At 37.7% G+C, this 21813-nt stretch carries 21 protein-coding genes; 5 read left to right on the top strand and 16 right to left on the bottom strand.

Annotated elements, in window-relative coordinates:
- Window positions 1-44 precede the first annotated feature (44 nt).
- Genes cagZ through cag5 form a run of 3 tightly spaced genes read left to right on the top strand, consistent with a single transcriptional unit; the run spans window position 45 to window position 3896 of the window.
- On the top strand, window positions 45-644 hold the full coding sequence (gene cagZ, locus P6280_RS04285; protein ID WP_089482495.1) for a cag pathogenicity island translocation protein CagZ: 600 nt from the start codon (window positions 45-47) through the stop codon (window positions 642-644).
- A 4-nt stretch (window positions 645-648) separates the two neighbouring features.
- Window positions 649-1641 carry a cag pathogenicity island type IV secretion system ATPase VirB11 gene (virB11, locus tag P6280_RS04280; protein ID WP_033588669.1) on the top strand — a complete coding sequence of 331 codons (993 nt, stop codon included), beginning with the start codon at window positions 649-651 and terminating at the stop codon, window positions 1639-1641.
- Window positions 1642-1649: 8 nt separating this feature from the next.
- A complete protein-coding gene (cag5, locus tag P6280_RS04275) occupies window positions 1650-3896 on the top strand; it encodes a VirD4 family type IV secretion system ATPase Cag5 (protein WP_283237090.1) in 2247 nt (748 codons plus the stop codon).
- A 316-nt stretch (window positions 3897-4212) separates the two neighbouring features.
- Here cag5 and cag4 read toward each other — a convergent pair whose 3' ends face one another.
- Genes cag4 through cag1 form a run of 4 tightly spaced genes read right to left on the bottom strand, consistent with a single transcriptional unit; the run spans window position 4213 to window position 6752 of the window.
- Window positions 4213-4722: a transglycosylase SLT domain-containing protein gene (cag4, locus tag P6280_RS04270; RefSeq protein ID WP_064431055.1), complete on the bottom strand. Its 510-nt coding sequence runs from the start codon at window positions 4720-4722 to the stop codon at window positions 4213-4215.
- 9 nt (window positions 4723-4731) lie between these two features.
- Window positions 4732-6177: a type IV secretion system outer membrane cap subunit Cag3 gene (cag3, locus tag P6280_RS04265; protein WP_283237089.1), complete on the bottom strand. Its 1446-nt coding sequence runs from the start codon at window positions 6175-6177 to the stop codon at window positions 4732-4734.
- A 14-nt stretch (window positions 6178-6191) separates the two neighbouring features.
- Window positions 6192-6389, bottom strand: a complete 198-nt coding sequence (locus tag P6280_RS07625) for a cag pathogenicity island protein (protein WP_308442184.1) — start codon at window positions 6387-6389, stop codon at window positions 6192-6194.
- Between the two features lie 15 nt (window positions 6390-6404).
- Window positions 6405-6752, bottom strand: a complete 348-nt coding sequence (gene cag1, locus P6280_RS04260) for a cag pathogenicity island protein Cag1 (RefSeq protein WP_156585196.1) — start codon at window positions 6750-6752, stop codon at window positions 6405-6407.
- Window positions 6753-6889: 137 nt separating this feature from the next.
- On the opposite strand from cag1, the gene P6280_RS04255 reads away from it, so the two are divergent.
- On the top strand, window positions 6890-7744 hold the full coding sequence (locus P6280_RS04255; protein WP_283237088.1) for an SEL1-like repeat protein: 855 nt from the start codon (window positions 6890-6892) through the stop codon (window positions 7742-7744).
- Between the two features lie 70 nt (window positions 7745-7814).
- Here the strand turns inward: P6280_RS04255 and csd6 are convergent, their stop codons facing one another.
- The 6 genes from csd6 to P6280_RS04225 all read right to left on the bottom strand — a co-directional run bounded on the left by csd6 (window position 7815) and on the right by P6280_RS04225 (window position 14161).
- Window positions 7815-8807 carry a cell shape-determining L,D-carboxypeptidase Csd6 gene (gene csd6 / locus P6280_RS04250; protein WP_283237087.1) on the bottom strand — a complete coding sequence of 331 codons (993 nt, stop codon included), beginning with the start codon at window positions 8805-8807 and terminating at the stop codon, window positions 7815-7817.
- Complete coding sequence (era, locus tag P6280_RS04245) at window positions 8804-9709, bottom strand: GTPase Era (RefSeq protein WP_283237086.1); 906 nt, start codon at window positions 9707-9709, stop codon at window positions 8804-8806. Before era ends, csd6 begins: the two co-directional genes overlap by 4 nt.
- Entirely contained in the window at window positions 9709-11040 is a 1332-nt protein-coding gene (gene hslU / locus P6280_RS04240; RefSeq protein WP_283237085.1) for an ATP-dependent protease ATPase subunit HslU, read from the bottom strand. The genes era and hslU overlap by 1 nt, the downstream gene beginning before the upstream one ends.
- Entirely contained in the window at window positions 11040-11582 is a 543-nt protein-coding gene (gene hslV / locus P6280_RS04235) for an ATP-dependent protease subunit HslV (RefSeq protein ID WP_000461049.1), read from the bottom strand. Before hslV ends, hslU begins: the two co-directional genes overlap by 1 nt.
- A gap of 3 nt (window positions 11583-11585) precedes the next feature.
- Complete coding sequence (gene rplI / locus P6280_RS04230) at window positions 11586-12035, bottom strand: 50S ribosomal protein L9 (RefSeq protein WP_000866279.1); 450 nt, start codon at window positions 12033-12035, stop codon at window positions 11586-11588.
- A 62-nt stretch (window positions 12036-12097) separates the two neighbouring features.
- Window positions 12098-14161 (bottom strand): DUF262 and DUF1524 domain-containing protein, encoded by a 2064-nt coding sequence (locus P6280_RS04225; RefSeq protein WP_283237459.1) that lies wholly within the window; start codon window positions 14159-14161, stop codon window positions 12098-12100.
- Between the two features lie 153 nt (window positions 14162-14314).
- Here P6280_RS04225 and glnA point away from each other — a divergent pair, with 153 nt between their 5' ends.
- On the top strand, window positions 14315-15760 hold the full coding sequence (glnA, locus tag P6280_RS04220) for a type I glutamate--ammonia ligase (protein WP_283237084.1): 1446 nt from the start codon (window positions 14315-14317) through the stop codon (window positions 15758-15760).
- A 211-nt stretch (window positions 15761-15971) separates the two neighbouring features.
- Here the strand turns inward: glnA and P6280_RS04215 are convergent, their stop codons facing one another.
- From P6280_RS04215 to csd3, 6 genes are all read right to left on the bottom strand, one after another.
- Window positions 15972-16088 carry an urease-enhancing factor gene (locus P6280_RS04215; RefSeq protein WP_096522009.1) on the bottom strand — a complete coding sequence of 39 codons (117 nt, stop codon included), beginning with the start codon at window positions 16086-16088 and terminating at the stop codon, window positions 15972-15974.
- Between the two features lie 327 nt (window positions 16089-16415).
- Window positions 16416-17180 (bottom strand): 4-hydroxy-tetrahydrodipicolinate reductase, encoded by a 765-nt coding sequence (gene dapB / locus P6280_RS04210; RefSeq protein ID WP_180592289.1) that lies wholly within the window; start codon window positions 17178-17180, stop codon window positions 16416-16418.
- A gap of 22 nt (window positions 17181-17202) precedes the next feature.
- On the bottom strand, window positions 17203-18582 hold the full coding sequence (gene glcD, locus P6280_RS04205) for a glycolate oxidase subunit GlcD (protein ID WP_120857176.1): 1380 nt from the start codon (window positions 18580-18582) through the stop codon (window positions 17203-17205).
- A 1-nt stretch (window position 18583) separates the two neighbouring features.
- Window positions 18584-19891: a plasminogen-binding protein PgbA gene (gene pgbA / locus P6280_RS04200; RefSeq protein WP_283237083.1), complete on the bottom strand. Its 1308-nt coding sequence runs from the start codon at window positions 19889-19891 to the stop codon at window positions 18584-18586.
- A 10-nt stretch (window positions 19892-19901) separates the two neighbouring features.
- Complete coding sequence (locus tag P6280_RS04195; RefSeq protein WP_283237082.1) at window positions 19902-20540, bottom strand: NUDIX hydrolase; 639 nt, start codon at window positions 20538-20540, stop codon at window positions 19902-19904.
- The gene (gene csd3, locus P6280_RS04190) at window positions 20540-21748 is read right to left on the bottom strand and encodes a peptidoglycan DD-metalloendopeptidase Csd3 (protein ID WP_283237081.1); all 1209 of its coding nucleotides are present in this window, start codon (window positions 21746-21748) and stop codon (window positions 20540-20542) included. The genes P6280_RS04195 and csd3 overlap by 1 nt, the downstream gene beginning before the upstream one ends.
- Between the last annotated feature and the right edge of the window lie 65 nt (window positions 21749-21813).

Below are 21813 nucleotides of genomic sequence, written 5' to 3'. Positions count from 1 at the left end.
TAGTGGCGGAAAAAACCAAGCAAAAACAATGAAAGGAAACAGCAATGGAACTCGGTTTCAATGAAGCAGAAAGACAAAAGATCTTAGACAGCAACAAATCTCTTATGGGAAATGCAAATGAAGTAAGGGATAAGTTTATTCAAAATTACGCCTCTTCTTTAAAAGATAGCAACGATCCGCAAGATTTTTTGAGAAGAGTTCAAGAGTTAAGAATCAATATGCAAAAGAATTTTATTAGTTTTGATGCTTATTACAACTATTTGAACAACCTTGTGTTAGCCAGTTACAATCGTTGCAAACAAGAAAAGACTTTTGCAGAAAGCACGATCAAAAATGAACTAACGCTTGGGGAGTTTGTTGCAGAAATTTCTGACAACTTCAATAATTTCATGTGTGATGAAGTGGCAAGAATTTCAGACCTAGTGGCTTCTTATCTGCCAAGAGAGTATTTACCGCCATTCATAGATGGCAATATGATGGGCGTGGCGTTTCAGATTCTAGGGATAGATGATTTTGGGAGGAAGCTCAATGAGATTGTCCAAGATATAGGGACTAAATATATTATTTTGAGCAAAAATAAGACTTATCTCACTTCTTTAGAAAGAGCTAAATTGATAACCCAATTAAAATTAAATTTGGAATAAGAACATGACTGAAGACAGATTGAGCGCAGAAGATAAAAAATTTCTAGAAGTGGAAAGAGCTTTAAAAGAAGCGGCATTAAATCCTCTAAGGCATGCTACTGAAGAACTTTTTGGTGATTTTTTGAAAATGGAAAATATCACTGAGATTTGTTACAATGGGAACAAGGTTGTGTGGGTTTTAAAAAATAATGGCGAATGGCAACCATTTGATGTGAGAGACAGGAAAGCCTTTAGCCTGTCTCGTTTAATGCATTTTGCTCGGTGTTGTGCAAGTTTTAAGAAAAAAACAATAGACAACTATGAAAATCCTATTTTGAGCAGCAATTTAGCGAATGGTGAAAGGGTGCAGATTGTCCTTTCCCCTGTTACAGTTAATGATGAAACCATTTCCATATCCATAAGGATACCTAGCAAAACAACCTATTCTCATAGTTTCTTTGAAGAGCAGGGTTTTTATAATCTGCTAGATAACAAAGAACAAGCGATCAGCGCGATTAAAGATGGTATTGCTATTGGTAAGAATGTGATTGTTTGTGGTGGCACAGGAAGCGGTAAAACGACTTATATCAAAAGCATCATGGAGTTTATCCCCAAAGAAGAAAGGATCATATCCATTGAAGACACCGAAGAGATTGTATTCAAACACCACAAGAATTACACACAGCTTTTTTTTGGTGGGAATATCACCTCTGCTGATTGCTTAAAGTCATGTTTGAGAATGCGGCCTGATAGAATCATTTTAGGAGAACTCAGAAGCAGTGAGGCATACGATTTTTATAATGTGCTTTGTAGCGGTCATAAAGGCACACTAACCACTCTGCATGCAGGGAGCAGTGAAGAGGCGTTTATCCGTTTAGCCAACATGAGTTCATCTAATAGTGCAGCAAGGAATATCAAGTTTGAAAGCCTCATTGAGGGCTTTAAAGATTTAATTGATATGATTGTCCATATCAACCACCACAAACAGTGTGATGAATTTTATATCAAACATAGGTAGTAGGTACAATGGAAGACTTGTTGTATAACACCTTATATTTCATAGAGAATTATAAGTTGGTTGTTATTTTTAGTTTCATAGGGGTAATAGCGTTATTTTTTCTCTACAAATTCATAAAAGCTCAAAAAAAAGCTTTTAAAGATAAAGCTAACCAACCTCAAAAGAAAAAAAACTTTAAAGAAATCATTATAGAGGGGCTGAAAGAAAGAGTTAAAACCTTTGGCTTTTGGTTACAAGCGACACTATTACTATCCTATTCTTTTATCACATCAGGGTTATTTTTCTTGATTCTATTAGGTAATTTTTATGATGATAATAAATTGCCTGAGAGTGATGATGATCTTTTTGACATATGGATCTATGCGATACAAGATTTTCCTGCATACTATTTTAAGGCGCTTTGTTTTAGTTCACTCAAGATTTATGGGTTCAATATATCCTTAGTCGTATATAGTTCTATTTTATGCTCTTATATATTCATTACCTTTTTTGTGTGGTTCTTAAAATACTTAACTCGGACTAGAGACATAGGAGCGAATAAAAAAGTTGATGATCTCTTTGGTAGCGCGAGTTGGGAGAGCGAAGAAAAAATGATCAAAGCTAAACTTATCACACCCAACAATAAAAAACGCACCTTTGACAAACGAGAGGTTATTGTGGGCAGGCGTGGTTTGGGGGATTTTATCGCTTACGCAGGACAGGCGTTCATTGGCTTGATTGCTCCCACTAGAAGCGGTAAGGGAGTGGGTTTCATCATGCCCAATATGATCAATTATCCTCAAAATATCGTTGTGTTTGACCCTAAGGCTGACACTATGGAAACTTGCGGAAAAATCAGAGAAAAACGCTTCAACCAAAAAGTGTTCATCTATGAACCTTTCTCCTTAAAAACACACCGATTTAATCCTTTCGCTTATGTGGATTTTGGTAATGATGTGGTTTTGACTGAAGACATACTCTCTCAAATTGACACACGCCTAAAAGGGCATGGCATGGTGGCTAGTGGGGGGGATTTTTCCACTCAAATCTTTGGATTGGCAAAGCTCGTGTTCCCTGAAAGACCTAATGAAAAAGATCCTTTTTTTAGCAATCAAGCGCGAAACCTTTTTGTCATCAATTGCAATATTTATAGGGATCTCATGTGGACTAAAAAGGGGCTTGAGTTTGTCAAAAGAAAAAAAATCATCATGCCTGAAACTCCCACGATGTTTTTCATAGGTTCTATGGCAAGCGGTATCAACTTGATTGATGAAGACACAAACATGGAAAAAGTCGTGTCTCTGATGGAATTTTTTGGAGGTGAAGAAGATAAGAGTGGCGATAATATAAGAGTGCTTAGTCCTGCCACTAGAAACATGTGGAATAATTTCAAGACAATGGGCGGCGCTAAAGAAACTTACAGCTCTGTTCAAGGGGTCTATACTTCAGCGTTTGCGCCTTACAATAACGCCATGATCAGAAATTTCACGAGCGCTAATGATTTTGATTTCAGGCGTTTAAGGATTGATGAAGTGAGTATTGGTGTGATCGCTAATCCTAAAGAAAGCACTATTGTTGGACCGATATTAGAGCTGTTTTTCAATGTGATGATTTATAGCAACCTTATTCTGCCAATCCATGATCCACAATGCAAAAGAAGTTGTTTAATGCTCATGGACGAATTTACGCTTTGTGGCTATTTAGAGACCTTTGTTAAAGCGGTAGGGATCATGGCAGAATACAACATGCGCCCTGCGTTTGTGTTTCAAAGTAAGGCGCAACTAGAGAATGACCCCCCACTTGGTTATGGTAGAAATGGTGCTAAGACTATTTTAGACAACCTTTCTTTGAATATGTATTATGGGATTAACAACGATAACTACTATGAACATTTTGAGAAACTTTCTAAGGTGTTAGGGAAATACACAAGGCAAGATGTGAGCCGGAGCATTGATGATAATACCGGTAAGACCAATACTTCTATCAGCAACAAGGAGCGGTTTTTGATGACCCCTGATGAATTGATGACTATGGGCGATGAGCTTATCATTCTAGAAAACACGCTCAAACCCATCAAGTGCCACAAGGCGCTTTACTATGATGATCCATTCTTCACTGATGAGCTTATTAAGGTAAGTCCAAGCTTGAGCAAGAAATACAAATTGGGGAAAGTGCCTAATCAAGCAACATTCTATGATGATTTGCAAGCCGCTAAAACTAGAGGCGAATTGAGCTATGATAAATCTTTAGTGCCTGTGGGTTCAAGCGAACTGTGATTTGTGTATTCTTTGATTTGCCAACCATCGCTCTAGTGGATTGTTTGCATGCGCTAGGTTAAAATTCATCAATCCATTTTTACAGCACCTATGTCAAAATCGTATGAATTGGAAAAATTCTTACGCTATATGTCCTTATAAGGAAGGCAAAAAGCCTATTCCAAAAAATAAAAAGACAAAATATCTTGACAAAAAGAAGCAAAATATATTTTAGAAAAATTAAAAGATAATAAAGATAATGATGTAAATGATATTATTATAAATTCATAAGATCGTAGAAGTGTATCACCAAGATTGTTTGTAAAATTAGTATGCCCTACTCGTTGTAGTGCACCTGAGAATAGACACAGCGGAACTTTTTCACATAAGCGCCATTAGGGTTGTGTTTCATTCCCCCATTGTAAGCACCTACTGCCATTTCTACTAATTGATACACGCTTTTATTAGGGTGTTTTTGTTTGTAATAATCAAAATTTTCTTTCAAAATTCTTTTAGCCAATGAAATCGCAAAATCCACATCATTGAGCAATTTGTATTTGAGAAGCGTTTTAGAATAGGTGGGGTAGAATTTTTTAGCGGTGTTTAAGGTGATGTGAAACATGGAATAGGAAGTGTCTTTTAGGGAAATTTCGCGCTTGTTGTTCAACCCTAAAGAACTTTCCAATAAAGCGATAGAGATGAGCGTTCTGCACACCACTTCATTGTCGCAACCTTTTTGGTGAATATGGATAAGATTCTCATACTGCTTGAAGCTGATCGTTACTTTTTGGCATGGATAGGCTAAGGAATTAAGAAGTAAAAAGAGACCAATCCATTTTTCAAACAAAACTTTAACTTACTTTGAATCTTTCAGTAATGCTTTTTGTAACTTTTGCTTGTCGTACTTGAGCTTGTCCTTTAGAGGTGAGAGCAGATTTTGAATACTCTCATAGCCACACAGCATTCCCTCTTTATAGGGGTCGTTTTTGATTTTGACATAGAGACTAATGCCATTAGCATAACACAAGCCATTAGACTTAATATAGTAGCTCTTAATTTCTTCTTCTAAGCTTCTCAAGTCATTAGGGTTGAGAGGTGTTTTTTTGCTGTAAGAATTTTCACTAATCAAAGTCCCTTGATAGCTTCGTGTGATCGTGGTTTCTTTATCCACTAACAATCCATTATAATTTTCTTTTTCCTTGACAACTCTCATTGTTTCATCAGGATTACTTGTTCTAGGAGAAATAGGCACTTCCACTACTCTAGGTTTCTTAGCATTTTTCTTTTTCAACTCTGCTTCTAAAGCTTTTAGTTTCTTTTGATTTTCTAAGTCTTTGAGCTTGTATTTAGCCAATTCAGCCTCTTGTTTTTCTTTTTCTGCTAAGAGTTTCTTTTCCCTCTCTTCTTCATTGGCTATGAGTTGGGAGTTAGCGATTAGCTCTTCTATGAGCTTCTCTTTGCTGTTTTCAGGAGCGGTTTGAGTGGCATAAGGTGATGGCTGAGCCTCATTGGCGTTATTTGTCTCTTTTAGTCTATACAAGCTATAAGGAGCAATGATATTAGGTTTTTGAGTAGTGCTATCGCTAGTGGGCATAGCTACCATTTCATCTCTTAGAGGCGAACACACTTCATCATTGGGTCTGCAGATCACATCGTTGGCGTAGTTGAAATACGCGCGTTTTTGTTGTTCAAAAAGCTTATTCTCATCAATTGACGCTCCCTTATCAAGCGTATGGGCATTGGGATCGCTTCTTTTTGGCACTCTTAAAAAAGTCGCTTGGGCGTAAGGCAGGTTTTCATTGATTTTTAAGACAAACTTAGCGTTTCGTTTGTTGAGCGCTTTTAGAATGTTGTAATACCCATTGACTTGTTCTAGTGAGCCTGTGATGATGATGAGATCCGCATAGGTTCCCATCGCTCTTGTTTTGATAATGGGGTTTTCTATGGATAGATAGTTGTTGTAATCCAACAGATCCATAGCGTAGAGATAGGTTTTGTCTTTCAAAGCGCTATTACCAAACCAATCCCCAAAGCTTTTGTCATTCACATTCAAGGTGTCGTAAATATCAAAAAGCGCTTGAGTTTTTGTGTCATCAACAGAAACATATTGAGGTTTCTTATGATCAGGGATCTGTTGGCGCTGTCTGGCTTCTTTTTTGAGTCGTTTAGCTTCTTTCTTGGTTTCTTTAGTTTCTTTAGTGGCCTTAATGACCTTATCAGCTTCACTTATTTCTTTAGCATAAAGAGTGTTAGAGGTTAGTAAGCCTATGAGCGATACAGCGGTTGCTAGTTTTCTAAACATTAGTTTCCTTTTTTTCAGTTGGTTTCCATTTTTAAAGCCTTGCCAATGGATTTAATCAACCCCACCAACTCGTAGCTAGACTCATATTGCAAATAATTATCCTTAAATCTAAAAAAAGAATTTATAGACCGCTTGTGTGAGTCATGCAGTGAGTAATAAACCACTAGAACACCTAAACTTTTGAAATTTTCTCTTATTCTTTCTTTAGTCAAAATCGTTGTTTTGCCTCAATCTTTCGTCTCTTTAGCTTCAGTTGGTTCATTGGTAACGCTTGTTGCTTGAGATCTTTGGGTTTCGTTATTGACAGTTGTTGCCACTTTAGATTGCTTTTTGGACAATTTTTCAACTAATTTCACTAGATTGATATTAGAAAAAGACAAAAAGATTCCTATTGCGACAAAGATTATCCCAACAATCCCCATAGCACCGCTCAAGACACAACATAAAACCCCTGCTCCAATAAGACCTAATGAATCATAACGCTTATCAGCCAAATTGTTTTTGAAAAAATTTACAAAAGCGTTTGGCTTTTTTGTTTCATGGGTTGCTTCAGTTGTATTGATTGTGTCAGCCATAGTGTTACCTCCATAGATGGTATATTCTCAATTTGTTACTATGAAACAAATTCATTTTATTATAGCAAAAAATATAAAACCATATCCATGTTACTATTATGCTATAAAGAATGGCTCAAATTGTAAAAGGATCTGACATGTTTAAAGATTTTTATCGCACCACTTTTTCTCTTTTAAAGCCTTTATTGCTTTTATTAGGTTTATTATTGCCGTTTTCACTTTGTATAGCTGGTGAATATATTAGCATAAGTGATGATTGGGATGAAAGGGCGCGAAATCAGTGGGATGAAATTGCACGAAATCATAAGACATATTATTTTGAAAATGGTTTGGATAATTTTAATAAAGGCCAATACCAGCAAGCCTTTAAAAATTTTAGAAAGGTGCAAGAATACGGCATTGGGCTTGGCAGTGTTTATTTAGCCAAAATGTATTTGGAGGGAAAGGGCGTGAAAGTGGATTACAAAAAAGCGCAACTCTATGCACAAAACGCTATCAAAGGGTATGGGAGCGGGTTGTTAGGGGGCGCTTTAATTTTAGGATACATGCAAGCAGAAGGCTTAGGGACAAAAAAGGATTTGAAACAAGCGCTCAAGACTTACAGGTATGTGGTTCGCATATTTTCTAATAAAAGCACAAATTTTGTTAACAAATTTGGATCAAACCTTGCGGAATTTACTAGTATGCTTATTGGATCGCGATTTATTGATCTTTCAGGTTTGAGCGCGAATCCTATAAAATTTGGAAAGAAGTTTGGAATACTTGTTAAGAAATCCCTTCAAATCAAAGATAAGACACTTCTTTGGGAAGATATTGCTGAAATTTCAAGCAATATTATTTTACTCAAACAACAAATGGGGGAAATCCTTTACAGAATTGGGATCGCTTATAAAGAAGGGCTTGGCACCAGAAAACAAAAAAGTAGGGCTAAAAAATTCTTGCAAAAATCTGCAGAATTTGGCTATGAAAAAGCAAGCTCTGTAAGTTTTTAATCAAACTTGTATCAAGCTTGACTGAATGGGTTAAAAAATCCGCTTAAATCGCTCTCATTAAAACAAAGCCCTATTTTTCCATTATAATAGACACTTGATTGTTTTCAATCTCCACATAGAGTTCTTTTTGAGAATGAGAGCTATAAGAGAGCTTGTTTTGCTGGTAGGCTTTGTAATCTTGGTCAAACACCACATAAAACAAGCGTTTGTTCTGGGAATTGGGGTAAGGGATCACGCTGATAGAAGAAAAAGCGATATTCTTTTTTTCGTTTTTCGCAAACACCCTTTTTTTATACTCTTTAAAAGCGTTGAATTTCATGCCGTCATAGCGAGTGAAGTTGGGGTTATAAAAACGCATGTAGCGTTCAAAATCGCCCCTAGCCCAAGCTTCTTTCCATTGAAAAAGGGAGCTTAAAACCATGCTCAATTCTTCTTTAGTGCTAGGGAAAAACTTGTCTTCATAGGTGATGAGGAACGCTTTTTCGCCTTTTAACACTTTATCATAAGAGCTTAAAAGCGGGTTCTCAATCGCAATGCAGCCCTTGGTGTTCAATTCATTCCGATCGCCATTTAAAGGCATTCCATGCACCCAAATGCCATGCCCGGTGCGTTTTTTCAAGGTGTCATACAAATTAGGGTAATTCGTTACAAAAGCCAAAACGCCATAATATTGATCCAAGCGTTCTAATTTCTGCGTGATACGATACACTCCAATAGGCGTGGCCAAATCGCCCTCTAAAGTTTTATCGCCCTTTTTAGAGCCTACAAGGGCTTTAGAGCTGTTGATTTTTTTAAGCATGTTGTTGTCTATTTCATAAAACTCTAAACTAGGCTTGGATTTATCCGCCACAAATAAAAACTGCTTGTTTTGATAATAGCCAAAATCCGTGTCCTTATTTTGAAGCTCTTCTGCCCAAAAAGATTTATCCGCTAAATAAGAATCCAGCTTTTGACCCACCACTTCCAAGCCTTGTTTTTGATAAAGGCGCATAATTTCTAACAGACGCTCATCAGCATTCAAGCCCACAAACCCCATTAACAGAGCCGGTAATATTTTTTTCAATCCCTATTCCTTTGATAGATATAACCCAGTTTTTGCAAGCTCTTTTCTTCCTTGCTCCATGATTTTTGAGCGATCACTTGCAAGTTTAAAAAAACCTTTTTTTCGCCCACTTCTTGCATTTTCAATCGCGCGCTAGTCCCGATGCGTTTGATATTTACCCCGTTTTTGCCTATCACGATTTTTTTTTGGCTTTCTTTTTCTACGATAATATGCGCATACACCTTGTCTATGCGTTCTTCTTCTATAAATTTATCAATTACCACATCGCTTTCATAAGGGATCTCATCGCTCAAAAAATCAAACAAACTCTCCCTAATGATTTCCTTATAAATATCGCGCATTTTTTCATCGCTCATCAAATCCTTTTCAAAAAGCCATGTGCTAGGGCTTAAATGCTTGCTGATGCATTCTAAAAGCGCGTTTAAATTTTGAGATTTTTTCGCGCTCAAAGGCACTAGAGCTAAAAATTGCGAAGCGTATTGTTGATACTCTTGCAATTTTTGCAAAACCTGCTTATGCGTGGCGGTGTCAATCTTACTCACAGCCAAGATATGGGGTTTTTGGCACAAACTCAAAAACTCTTCATAGCCTTTTAAATCATCATGCACAGAAGCCAAAAAAACGCACAACTCAGCATCGCCCATCGCTTTTAAAGCCTGTGAGAGCATGCATTGGTTGAGTAATTTTTCTTGATAATGAAGCCCTGGTGTGTCTAAAAAAATGATTTGGCTCTCATAGCCTTCTTTATCTTTAAAAGGCACAATGCATTTCATTAATTTTCTTGTCGCATTAGCCTTATGCGAAACGAGGACTAAATGAGCGTTTAATAAAGTGTTTAAAAGAGTGCTTTTTCCAGCGTTTGGTTTGCCTATAAGAGCTACAAAGCCCGCCTTAGTTTTCATTATAAAATATACTTCACTAAATTTTCATCAGCCACTAAATCCTCTAGTTTTGATTGAACCAACTCTTTAGTGATAGTAACATTTTGCCCAGAATAATCCTCCGCTTCAAAACTAATGTCTTCTAGCACTTTTTCAATGGTGGTGTGCAACCTTCTAGCGCCTATATCTTCGCTTTTTTGATTGGCGTTATAAGAGAGTTTGGCTAACTCTTTGATCGCGTTATCTTCAAACGCAATTTCTACGCCTTCCACTTTTAAAAGGGCTTGGTATTGCTTGATGATAGAGGTTTTAGTTTGGGTTAAAATCATATACATGATTTCTTCGGTTAAACTCTCTAACTCCACCCTTAAAGGGAAACGGCCTTGCAATTCAGGGATGAGATCGCTTGGCTTAGAAAGATGAAAAGCCCCTGCTGCAATGAATAAAATATGCTCTGTTTTAATAGAACCATACTTCGTATTCACCACACTCCCCTCTACAATCGGCAACAAATCCCTTTGAACCCCCTCTTTACTAGGATCTTGACGGCCTCCTTCTTTAGAGCTTACAGCGATCTTATCAATTTCATCAATAAAAATCACCCCTGAACTTTCCGCACGCTTCAAGCCTTCCATTTTAATGGATTCGCTGTCTAAAAGCGTGTCGCTAATTTCTGCCTTTAGGGCTTCTTTAGCCTCTTTAACGCTTAGAGTTTTTTTGACTTTGTCATGTTCTTTATGGAAAACCTTAATCAAGTTTTCTTGAACCCTTAAAATTTCAGGCGGCACATTAGAATCAATCTCTATGCTTTTTTTACGCACTTCAATTTCAATTTCTCGGCTATCCAACTCGCCTTGCACGATTCTTTGTTGCATTTTTAAAAGGCTGTTGGCGTATTCTTGTTTTTTTTCTTCGCTCACCCCATTAGGCAAGGGGGGTAGGAGTTTTTTAGCGATTTTTTCTATAACCGCTTCTTCAATCTTGTCTTTTAACTTTTCTTTATGCTCATTTTCCACTAAAAGCACGCTGTTATTGACCAAATCCCTTACCATAGACTCCACATCGCGCCCCACAAAACCCACTTCTGTGTATTTGCTCGCTTCCACTTTCACAAAGGGGAGTTTCATGATTTTTGCTATTCTTCTGGCGATTTCAGTTTTACCCACGCCAGTAGATCCAATCATTAAAATGTTTTTAGGCGTGATTTCTTCTTGTAAGGATTTTTCCAGTTGCAAACGCCTGTAACGATTCCTAAAAGCGATAGCGATAGACTTTTTAGCTTCCTTTTGCCCAATGATGTATTCATCTAAATAAGCGACAATTTCTCTTGGGGTCATATTCAATTCAGACATTAAAGCTCCAAAATTTTAATATTCGTGTTGGTGTAAATGCAAAGATCCCCTGCGATTTTTAAGGACTCTTCTACAAGTTTTCTAGGCTCTAAATGAGCGAAATTATCTAAAGCCCTAGCCGCGCTCAAAGCAAAATTCCCCCCACTCCCAATAGCAGCGATCTTATTGTCTTCGGCTTCTAAAACATCGCCCGTTCCGCTCAAAATGAAAATGTGATCCAAATTTAAAACAATCATCATCGCTTCCAGTCGGCGTAAATACTTGTCTTTGCGCCATTCTTTGCTGAAATCCACCACGCTTTTAAACAAATCCCCTTTTTTGCTCTCTAAAATGCGTTCAAACATATCAAACAAGCTAAAAGCGTCCGCAGTGCTCCCGGCAAACCCGCTTAAAACCTGGTTGTGATACAAGCTTCTGATTTTTGTCGCATTGGCTTTGACTACGCAATTGCCCAAAGTTACCTGCCCATCGCCTCCAATGAGTGCGAACTTCTTACCCCCCATTTCCCCTCTATAGCCTAGAATCGTCGTCGCTTCAAACATTTTCTACTCAGCCACCACATCAATTTTAAACGCACCCACAACCCCAAATCCAAGCTTGACTTCAATCTCATAAATCCCTGTGCTTTTAATCGGGTGTTTGAGTTCAATGTCTTTTTTATCCAAATCCAAACTCGCATGCTGTTCTTTCAAACGCTCCGTGATCTCTTCTTTAGTGATCGCTCCAAATAAAGAGCCATTCGCGCCGACTTTTTTATGGATGGTCAGCGTGATGGTTTGTAAGGTTTCTACCATTTGCAATTTTTGCACCTTTTCTAGGGCTTCTTTTTCAGCTTTCTTTTTAACTTCGGCTTTGTATTTGTTGATCACTTCGTTAGTGGCGAGTTTAGCTTTTTTGTTAGCGATTAAAAAGTTATTCCCATAGCCATCTTTAACCTCACACACTTCACCCGCTTTGCCTAAATTTTTCACATCTTCTAGTAATAGAACCTTCATTATATCCCCTTTAAGTTTTAAGTAGTTTGTAATTATACTCTTTATTTTAATAAGTTGGGTTTTTATTGCCTGTTCCTACCACCCATCTGTTTTTCTAAAGCCTGTTTGATCAACCCCAAACAATAAGGGATATTCTCTTTTGTTTCTAGCTTGACTTCTATGTCCCCATTCCCCAAATGACCTTTATTAGTCATATCCCTTGCCAGATTTTTTTCATCTTGCAATTCATTGAATTTCATATTTAAATACAATTTTAAGTCTTTTGTTTGCACAACAATATCCACAAAATTTTTGCTAAACTTATAAGAGATATAATCTTGATTAAAATTTTCGGTTATCCTTTCATCAAGAGCTTTAATCTCTTTGCTTAAAATATCAAATAATTCCCTTGAATGAGAGCCAAACTTATAAGAGTTTAAATCATAAACCTCTTTTTCTTTCTTGTCTTTCTTGGGTTTATATTTCTCTAGCGTTTCTGCATCGAGATTTGGATAAGTCCAAATCTTTAAAGCCAAATCCGCTAAATCATTAGCTCTTTTTTTAATCTCTTCTTCGCCAAAAAATTTTAAATCCCTCAAACCTTGATTAAGTCTCAATGGGCTATCTTTGAAGCCTTTTTCCATGTCTCGTTTTTCTTGAAAAGATCTGTTGCTGTATGTAGAGTTATAGCCTGTCAGAGTGAGATTGCCTATTGTGTGGAGGTATTTATTGTGTATCTCTTGAAAATTTTCACCCAAATCCCTTTCCCATTCTTCCGTGAGTTTTTGAGGCATGATGTGCTCATTGGTTAGTCCTTTGGTATTGACCGGCTCTTTTGTGTCAAAATTTTCTAGCCTTTCAAAAAAGTATTCCTTTTTTTGAAAACTACAAAAATCTATCGTAATAAAACAATCTTTAAACTCGTCATTGTTTGGAAATCTTTGTTTTTCTGTCAGAGAGCCAAAATGTGCCTTTAGGCTTTTAAAATATTCATCTTTTTGGATGTGCTTTGTAAAAGAGGGAAAGACTTTATTGAGACTATTTGTGCCAAGCCCGCACACCGCCCTTCTGCAAATATAGCTCTCTATCAAAGCGATAATAGGGATAAAATCAGCCTTGGATAAAACCCCATCGTTATAATCGCTATAAAGTTCTAGTAATAGCGGATAAATCACATCCATCTCTAAATCCACCAAAAAACCTAAAGCCTTGTTTAAATCCTTATCGGCTTCTTTTTTGAATACGATTTGGCAAAAATACCCGCAATATTTTTGTAAATCTTTCAATAAATCCTCTATTCCTATCCCCTCTTTTTGCCGGTAATCCTTGAGAGCTGCATAAACTTTATTGGTATTAGGAGGGTCTTTTCTTGTTTTGATCGTGAGGTAATGCCGGACAAACCGATCAAACAATTTTTTATTTTGTTTAAATTTCTCCTCCATAGCTCTCCAATATTTATTATAAAAGCCTTCCTGTTTTTCAATCTCTGTTTCCATTACGATATAGTTTCTGATCAAATCCGTTTGCGTGAGTTCGATACCTTTTGAGTTCATGCTCTCAAAGATAAGTTGAGGATCATCTTTTCCTTTTTTTAAAGCAATATAAACTATCATAAGCTTTTCTAATCCTTTAAAAATCGTTTCTAGTTTGTCGGTGTTTTTACTAATCCATTCTCCAAATAATTTAAAATTTTCCACTATTTTTAATGAAGGCTCGCTCGGTTTTCTTTTGTCTTTATCAATCAAATAGAGCAAGGTATCTTTATCAGAGTCTGAGAGGATGAGCCTGAATTTCTTATCGCCGTCCTTATCGCTGTTGATAAGATAGTGGTTCTCTATTTCTTTACGCTTATCGCTCCAATGATCTCTCAAAGCGGTGAGTAAAAGCGTGATAGTGGTGAGCCTTTGTTGGCCGTCAATAATGAGTAATGCATTGTCAGAGTGCGTAATGCCATCTAGCACATACAAAATAGAACCGATAAAATGCCCATCCATCTTATCATCTCCACCAACTTTTATAATATCATCCCATAATTCTTTGCATTGTTCCTTTTCCCAACTATACACCCTCTGATAGATGGGAATGACCAATTGATTCTTTTGATTGTCTTTAATAAATTCTAATAGTTTGATTGCCTTTGCTTCCATTGGCTCTGCTTTCATAAATAACACTCCTTGATTTAGCGGATTTTACCGCATGCATCTTAATAAAACTTGATGCAGATTTTACTTTTTTTACCCCATAAATGCTATAATCACCCCTATCAATCAAACTCAATTCATAACAATTAAAGGTGGTTAATGGTAGTAAGAACTCAAAATGGTGAAAGCAAGATCAAAGAATTTTTTGAATTTTGCAAAGAAAATGAAGTGGAATTTGTGGATTTTAGATTCAGCGATATTAAAGGCACTTGGAATCACATCGCTTATTCTTTTGGGGCTTTAACGCATGAAATGTTTAAAGAGGGGATTCCTTTTGATGCGAGTTGTTTTAAAGGCTGGCAAGGCATTGAACACTCCGATATGATTTTAACCCCCGATTTGGTGCGTTATTTCATAGACCCTTTTAGTGCGGATGTGAGCGTGGTCGTGTTTTGCGATGTGTATGATGTGTATAAAAACCAGCCTTATGAGAAATGCCCCAGAAGTATCGCTAAAAAAGCCTTACAACATTTAAAAGATTCAGGTTTGGGCGATGTGGCTTATTTTGGCGCGGAGAGCGAATTTTTCATCTTTGATTCCATTAAAATTAAAGACGCTTCCAATTCCCAATACTACGAAGTGGATAGCGAAGAGGGCGAATGGAATAGGGATAGAAGTTTTGAAAATGGCGTGAATTTTGGGCATAGACCGGGCAAGCAAGGGGGTTATATGCCTGTGCCACCAACGGATACGATGATGGATATTCGCACAGAAATTGTGAAAGTCTTAAACCAAGTGGGGTTAGAAACTTTTGTCGTCCATCATGAAGTCGCGCAAGCGCAAGGCGAAGTGGGCGTGAAATTTGGGGATTTAGTGGAAGCCGCTGACAATGTCCAAAAACTCAAATATGTGGTTAAAATGGTCGCTCATTTAAACGGCAAAACCGCCACTTTTATGCCAAAACCTTTATACGGGGATAACGGGAGTGGGATGCACACCCATGTGAGTGTTTGGAAAAACAACGAAAACCTTTTTAGCGGTGAAACTTACAAGGGCTTGAGCGAGTTGGCGTTGCATTTTTTAGGGGGCGTGTTGCACCACGCTAGAGGGTTAGCCGCTTTCACTAACGCTTCCACTAATTCTTACAAACGCCTAATTCCTGGCTATGAAGCCCCATCTATTTTAACCTATTCGGCTAATAACAGGAGCGCGAGCGTGCGTATCCCTTATGGGATTTCTAAAAACAGCGCAAGGTTTGAATTCAGGTTTCCTGATAGCTCATCAAACCCCTACTTGGCTTTTGCAGCGATTTTAATGGCGGGTATGGATGGCGTAAAAAATAAGATTGATCCCGGCGAAGCGATGGATATTAACCTTTTCAAATTGACTTTAGATGAAATCAGAGAAAAGGGTATCAAGCAAATGCCCCACACTTTAAGGAGATCGTTAGAAGAAATGCTAGCCGATAAGCAGTATTTAAAAGAGGGTCATGTCTTTAGCGAAGAATTTATTCAAGCCTATCAGTCTCTTAAATTCAACGCTGAAGTGTTCCCATGGGAGAGCAAACCCCATCCTTTTGAATTTATCACCACTTATTCATGCTAAAACAATGAGCGGGTTAATAAATCCCATTTTAAAAATTTAGAATAAGGCAAAAATGCCTTGTTCTTAAAAATGGGGTTTTTAACTTTATTTTTATGTAAAAATCATTTTTTTAAGGGGATAGAGAGCGTTTGGAATAACACCCCCTAAAAGTCGGTTTAGTCAGTGCGATAAGGGCTATCAAAGTCTTTGGGAGTGTAGCGCACTTCTTTCTCTATAAACAAGCGTCTTTAACGCTAGCAACACGCAAAGCGTCAAAATAAGTCTCAACGCTAGCGCAACCGCCGAGTAAAGACACTCCAATGAACACGCTATTTCTAATGGTTTTCATTTTATATCCTTTTATTTTAGAATTTTTTAATAACTCAAATACTTTAATCATGCGTTTATGATAGTTAAGATTTATTATTAAATAAAAAGTAAATGGAACTCAAAACAATCAAAATAACGCTCCAAATCCAAACCAGAAACGCTACCCTTTGTAATCCTTGATAATTTTTGCTATAATAAAGCCCTAACTGAAATTTATCATTTCAGTTAGGCTCCTTGAATTGAATTATAGTAGGTTTTACCACACTAGCCTTGTGTTGCTAATCACACAAGGCAAGATTAATCCTTGCAAAATAAACCCTTCCAATACAAAAAAGAATTAAAACATTCAGCCAAACATCTCGTTGATTTCATATTTTTTAGCGGCTTTATCTTTAAGCCATAGAGCCACTTCTAAAGCCCCTTTAGCAAAAATAGATCGGTTAGTCGCTGTATGGCTAAGCTCTATGTATTCGCCCTCTAAATAAAACCCTATCGTGTGCTTCCCGGCAACATCGCCACCCCTTAAAGCGGCTATGCCAATGCTTTCTTTAGAGCGCAAACCTTCTCTGTGAGTGGTAAGAGCGTTTTTTTCATCATACCCCCTAGCCTTAGCGCAAGTTTCATACAAACTCAACGCAGTGCCGCTCGGGGCGTCTTTTTTGAGATTGTGGTGCGTTTCTACAATTTCAATATCCGCATCTTTTAATTTCAAAGAAGCCAAAAAAGCTAATTGATTGAGCATCATAATCCCTAAAGACATGTTGTGCGCATGCAAAAGCGGCGCTTTTAAGGCTAATTGTTGCATTTTTTCTAGCATTTCTTTTTCTAAACCGGTCGTGCCAGAAACTAAAATTTTAGGGCATTCTAAAAGAGCCTCTAGCAAATTATCCACGCCTTTAGGCAAAGAAAAATCAATCACGCATTCGCAAGCTCTCACAAACGCTTTTAAATCATTGGTTACTAAAGGGGCGTGCGAAAAAGAGCTGAAATCTGTTTCGCATTTTTGCCTGACAAACACGCTAGATAGCTCTAATCCCTTATACCCCCCTTTTAATTCTTCTAAAAGCAGTTTCCCTATACGACCGCTCGCTCCATAAACACCGATTTTCATGCACTTTCCTTGCTTTTCAATCTTACAACCCCATTTTAAAAGGGTTTAAAATATTATTGGGATCAAGGGCTTTTTTAATATTCCTAAAAAGCTCCATTTCACTATGATTAAACGCTAAAGGCATGAATTTGGCTTTAGACAAGCCTATGCCATGCTCCCCGCTTAAAGTCCCCTCCAAACTGATAGCGGCCTGAAAAATCTCTTCCATAGCCTTATGGCCTTTTTCTAAATCCCTATTAGGATCTTCTAGCATGATATTCACATGCACATTGCCATCGCCCGTATGCCCAAAGCAAGGGATTTTAAAGCCGTATTTTTGGCTTATTTTAGCGACTTCTTGCAACAAACTCGGCAAACTCGCCCTAGGAACGGTTACATCTTCATTCAATTTCTTTTTACCATAAACGCTAATACTTTGAGAAGCGTTGCGCCTTGAAAACCATAAATCCTGCTCTTCTTGTTCGTTTTGAGCGATCTTAAAACCCACGCACCCATTGGCTTTAAAATGCTTTTCTATCTCATTGAGTTGCCATGCGATCTGCTCTTTTACCACGCCATCCACTTGAGTGATAAGTATCGCTCCAGCGTCTTTGGGTAAGCCTTTAGAAAATCGTTCTTCAACCGCTTTGACACTCAAATTATCCAAAAATTCCATCGCCACAGGCGTAACGCCGCTGCTCATTGTCTTATAAACGGCGTTCATGGCGTCTTCAATATGGTTAAAAACCCCCATCGCGCTTTGTTTTAGAGGCGGTTTGGCTAAAAGCTTTAAAGTGATTTCAGAAATCACGCCCAAGCACCCCTCACTAGCGATCATCAGCCCTACAACATTAAAACCGGCGACATCTTTGATCGTTTTTTTACCTGCCCTTATGATTTCACCATTCGCTAAAACCACTCTCATCGCCATGACATAATCTTTAGTGATGCCGTATTTAGCCGCGCGCATGCCACCAGCGTTTTCAGCGACATTCCCCCCTAAAGTGCTTTGATTTTCACTCGCTGGATCTGGGGGGTAGAATAGATTCAATTTTTCCACTTCGTTTTGGAAATGCTTGTTGATCACGCCCGGCTCGACTCTAGCGATTAAATTTTTAGTGTCAATCTCTAAAATCTTATCCAAATGCTTTTCCACGCTTAAAACTAACCCTCCGCTCACGCTCAACGCCCCCCCGGTAAAACCGCTCCCAGCCCCCCTAGGCACAACGATGATGCGATGCTCGTTGCAATATTTTAAAATCTGGCTGATTTCTTGCTCGTTTTTAGGGAAAATCACACCGCTAGGCAAATGCCTTTCTTTGGTAGCGTCATAGCAATAAGCGTTCAAATGCGCTAAATCAGTGAAAAAATCCTCTCCCCCCACTAGGTTTTTAAAATATTGGATATGTTGTTTCTCTAACATGTTATTTTTTACCCGCTTCTAGCGCCTTTCTTCGCTCTTCAAGCTCTTTTTCATCTCTTTCTTGATGCTCTTTCGCTCTTTGTTCAAATTCTCTCGCTCTTTGTTCGGCTTTGGCTTTTTTCTTTTCTTCTTTCAAGCGGCGTTTTTCTTCTTTAGAATTTGGTTTGTTTTCGCCTTGTTGGGTAGCGTTATTTTCATTACCTGGCTCTTTAATGGCTTCTTGCTTGATTTCTTGTTCATTTTCTTTAGCATTGACTTTTTCATTGCCTTGATCCATGCCTAGAGCCTTCCTTCTCTCTTCAGTTTCTCTCTCATCTCTTTCATCATGTGCTTTTTCTTTTTCTTCAAATTCCATAGCCTTTTTGGTGGCATTGGCTTTTTTCTTTTCATCTCTTAAACGACGCCTTTCTTCTTTAACATCAAGTTTTCGCTCTGCTTTTTGGTAGTTTTTCTCTTCTAAAGTAGGAGCGTTTTCTGTGCCTTGATTGGCTTTTTTAGGCTCTTTAATGGCCTCTTGCTTGATTTCTCGTTTAATTTCTCCAGCATCAATCTTTTCTTCTTGCTTTTTAATCCTTACTTCTTTGCGTTTTTCTTTTTTCACTAAAGCGTCATAGTAAGCAAAGTAATTTTTAGATTGACTGCCTGAAAAAAGTTTCCCTAGCGTGCCTGCATCAATGCCCTCAACCCTAGAAAAAAACGGCGTAGAAGTTTTAGTAACACCGCTTGTATCCAGCTCTCTTTTTTCTAAAATTTCAAAACTCTCACAGCTTAAAATATTGAGCGTGTTCGTGGTTACAATATAAATCACCCCCACGCTATAAACGTTGCACGCTTTTCTTAAATTAGCGATTTTTGGGTCAAACCCGTTCAAAAAAGTCACCAGCAAATCAGAACTAATAAAATTAATATCGGTGTTAGTCGCTCTGATTTGCTCATAGATTTCATCATTAGGAGCGATTAAAAACGCTTGGTTATTGAATTGCCTAAAATAAACCAAATCACCCTTTCTGGCAACCATTCTTGGAGTGGGTAAATGGCTTTGTTTCATGGACTCAAACGCTCTGAATTTAGCCGTTGCAACACCATTTTCAACGGCAATAATGACCACTTCAGAATTAACGATTTCATAATCTGAAAGTTTAGTAACGACAAAACCAAACTCCCCCACTTGCAAATCATGAGCAGGAAAACGAATGATTTTTTTAGGCAAATCCACAAATTCTATACTCACTCTTAAGGGTTCTTGCCAAGAGGCTGATTGCAAGCTTATAAAACTCATTAAAAGAAGTCCTATCAAAAGCCTTAACATACAATTCCTTTTAAACATTTTTAAACTTTTTTAAATGCCATAAAATGGCTAAAGACAATCCGGTGGTTTTAGGGTATTGAAAATCCGTTATAAAATCAAGAGCTTTTGATCGCTTCAAAAACAGCACTTCAATCTTTTCTGTATCAATCCCCCCACCCTTTGAAACTTTCAAATGTGCGCACACTTCGGCGTAATAGAGCGTTTGCAAACTCCCACTCAACCCAGTCGCGCTATAAAATTGGCCTATTGTTTCTAAATTTTTAGGGCTGATCTGATAACCGCATTCTTCTAGCGCTTCTTCGCAAGCGATTTCTTCTAAACTCTTATTAGCTTTATCCACAAGCCCCGCGCACAATTCATAAGTGTATCCGTCAATATTTTGATCTTGATCGCGCTTAAAATGAAAATGGCGCGCATAAATGGCTGGGCGGAATTGTTTCACAATCACAAAACAATCGGATTCTTTTTCATAGAGTAAAACCGCCACGCTGTCTAAAGACTTAATAATATCCCATGTTTTCTTATTATTCTCTTCATTATAATGCATGCGTTTTAATTCTATGAAATTAGAGCTAGAACAAGGCTCTAAATACACACTAGAATCGTCTATTAAAGATTTTTGATTGAAAGCATTCTTAAAATAAGACATTAAAAACCCTCTAAAAGATAAAATGAATTTTTTTCAAAAGAATGGGTTTTAAGAAGTTCTTCTAATTTTTGCTTAGAATGCTGAGCTTTTTCTAAAAAAACCTCTCTTTGCTTGCCGTGTAATTTGCTTTTAGCGGTGCGGATATAGCCTAAAGGATTAATGGGGCGGGAGTTTTTATACACGCCAAAATGCAAATGCGGCCCGGTGCTTAAACCGGTGCTTCCCACTCTTCCTATGATTTGCCCTTTTTTAACGAATGATCCTTTTTTTAACCCCTTAGCAAACGCGCTCATGTGAGCATACACCAAGCGCAATTCGTTCAAATGGATTTCAACCACATTCCCATACCCCACCTTAACCCCCATAAAACCCACACGCCCGTCTGAAGCAGAATGAATCAAACTGCCATGTTTAGCCGCATAATCCACGCCGTAATGAGGCCGTCTGACTTTTAAGACAGGATGGAACCTCCCATACGAAAAAGGCGAAGAAATGCGGGTGTATTTCACTGGGGTTTCTAGTAAAAACCCTGCCACTTCTTGCGCCTTTGAGTCATAATAACGCCCGTTTGAATGGGAAAAAAGATAGTATTGGTTAGAGCGAGAGCTAATCATGGCTATTTTAATAGTCGGCTGGCCAAACGCTTGCCCCACACGATAATCCCTTGTATAAACGATAGCGATTCTATCGTTTTTTGCTAGGCGTTTAAAAGGCACGCTTTTTTTATACGCGTTCATCAATTGGTTGGCTAAAAGAGGGTCATTGGTGGCTTTAACAATATCTTGATAGGGCGAAGTTTGCAAAGAAAGAAGGAGGGTTTTTTCTTTACGAGTGAAGATAATGGGGATAAAGTCTAAAAAATAATCCTCTCCTTTTTTATAAATATGGATTTGCAAATCCTGACTTATAGGGATAAGGGCTTGAATGAGCGTGTTGTTGGTATCTCTTAAGGTGTAGTAGGTAACATTGCTTTGAATTTCAGCGCTCAATTCTTTATCTTGAGAGCTTAGGTTGTAGTAGAGTTTTTGAGGGATATGGTTTTTTTCTAAAAACCCTAACAGCGTGAGCTTATCCCACACAAGCCTTTCACCCACTAAAAGAGTTTGCTTTTTCACCTCATCGGCTTTTAAAAACACCCCATGGGATAAAAAAGCAACCATTAAAAAATAGATAAAATTTAAAATAATTTTCTTATGAAAAAATACCATGCAGTTGTTTAATGCCTTCAATTGAATCTGTATTTTATTAGTATAACATAAGCCGTTAAAGAAAA

The organism is Helicobacter sp. 219-2, assembly GCF_030053225.1.
Lineage (GTDB): Bacteria > Campylobacterota > Campylobacteria > Campylobacterales > Helicobacteraceae > Helicobacter > Helicobacter pylori_C.
This window is presented reverse-complemented; position numbering and strand designations above follow the sequence as displayed.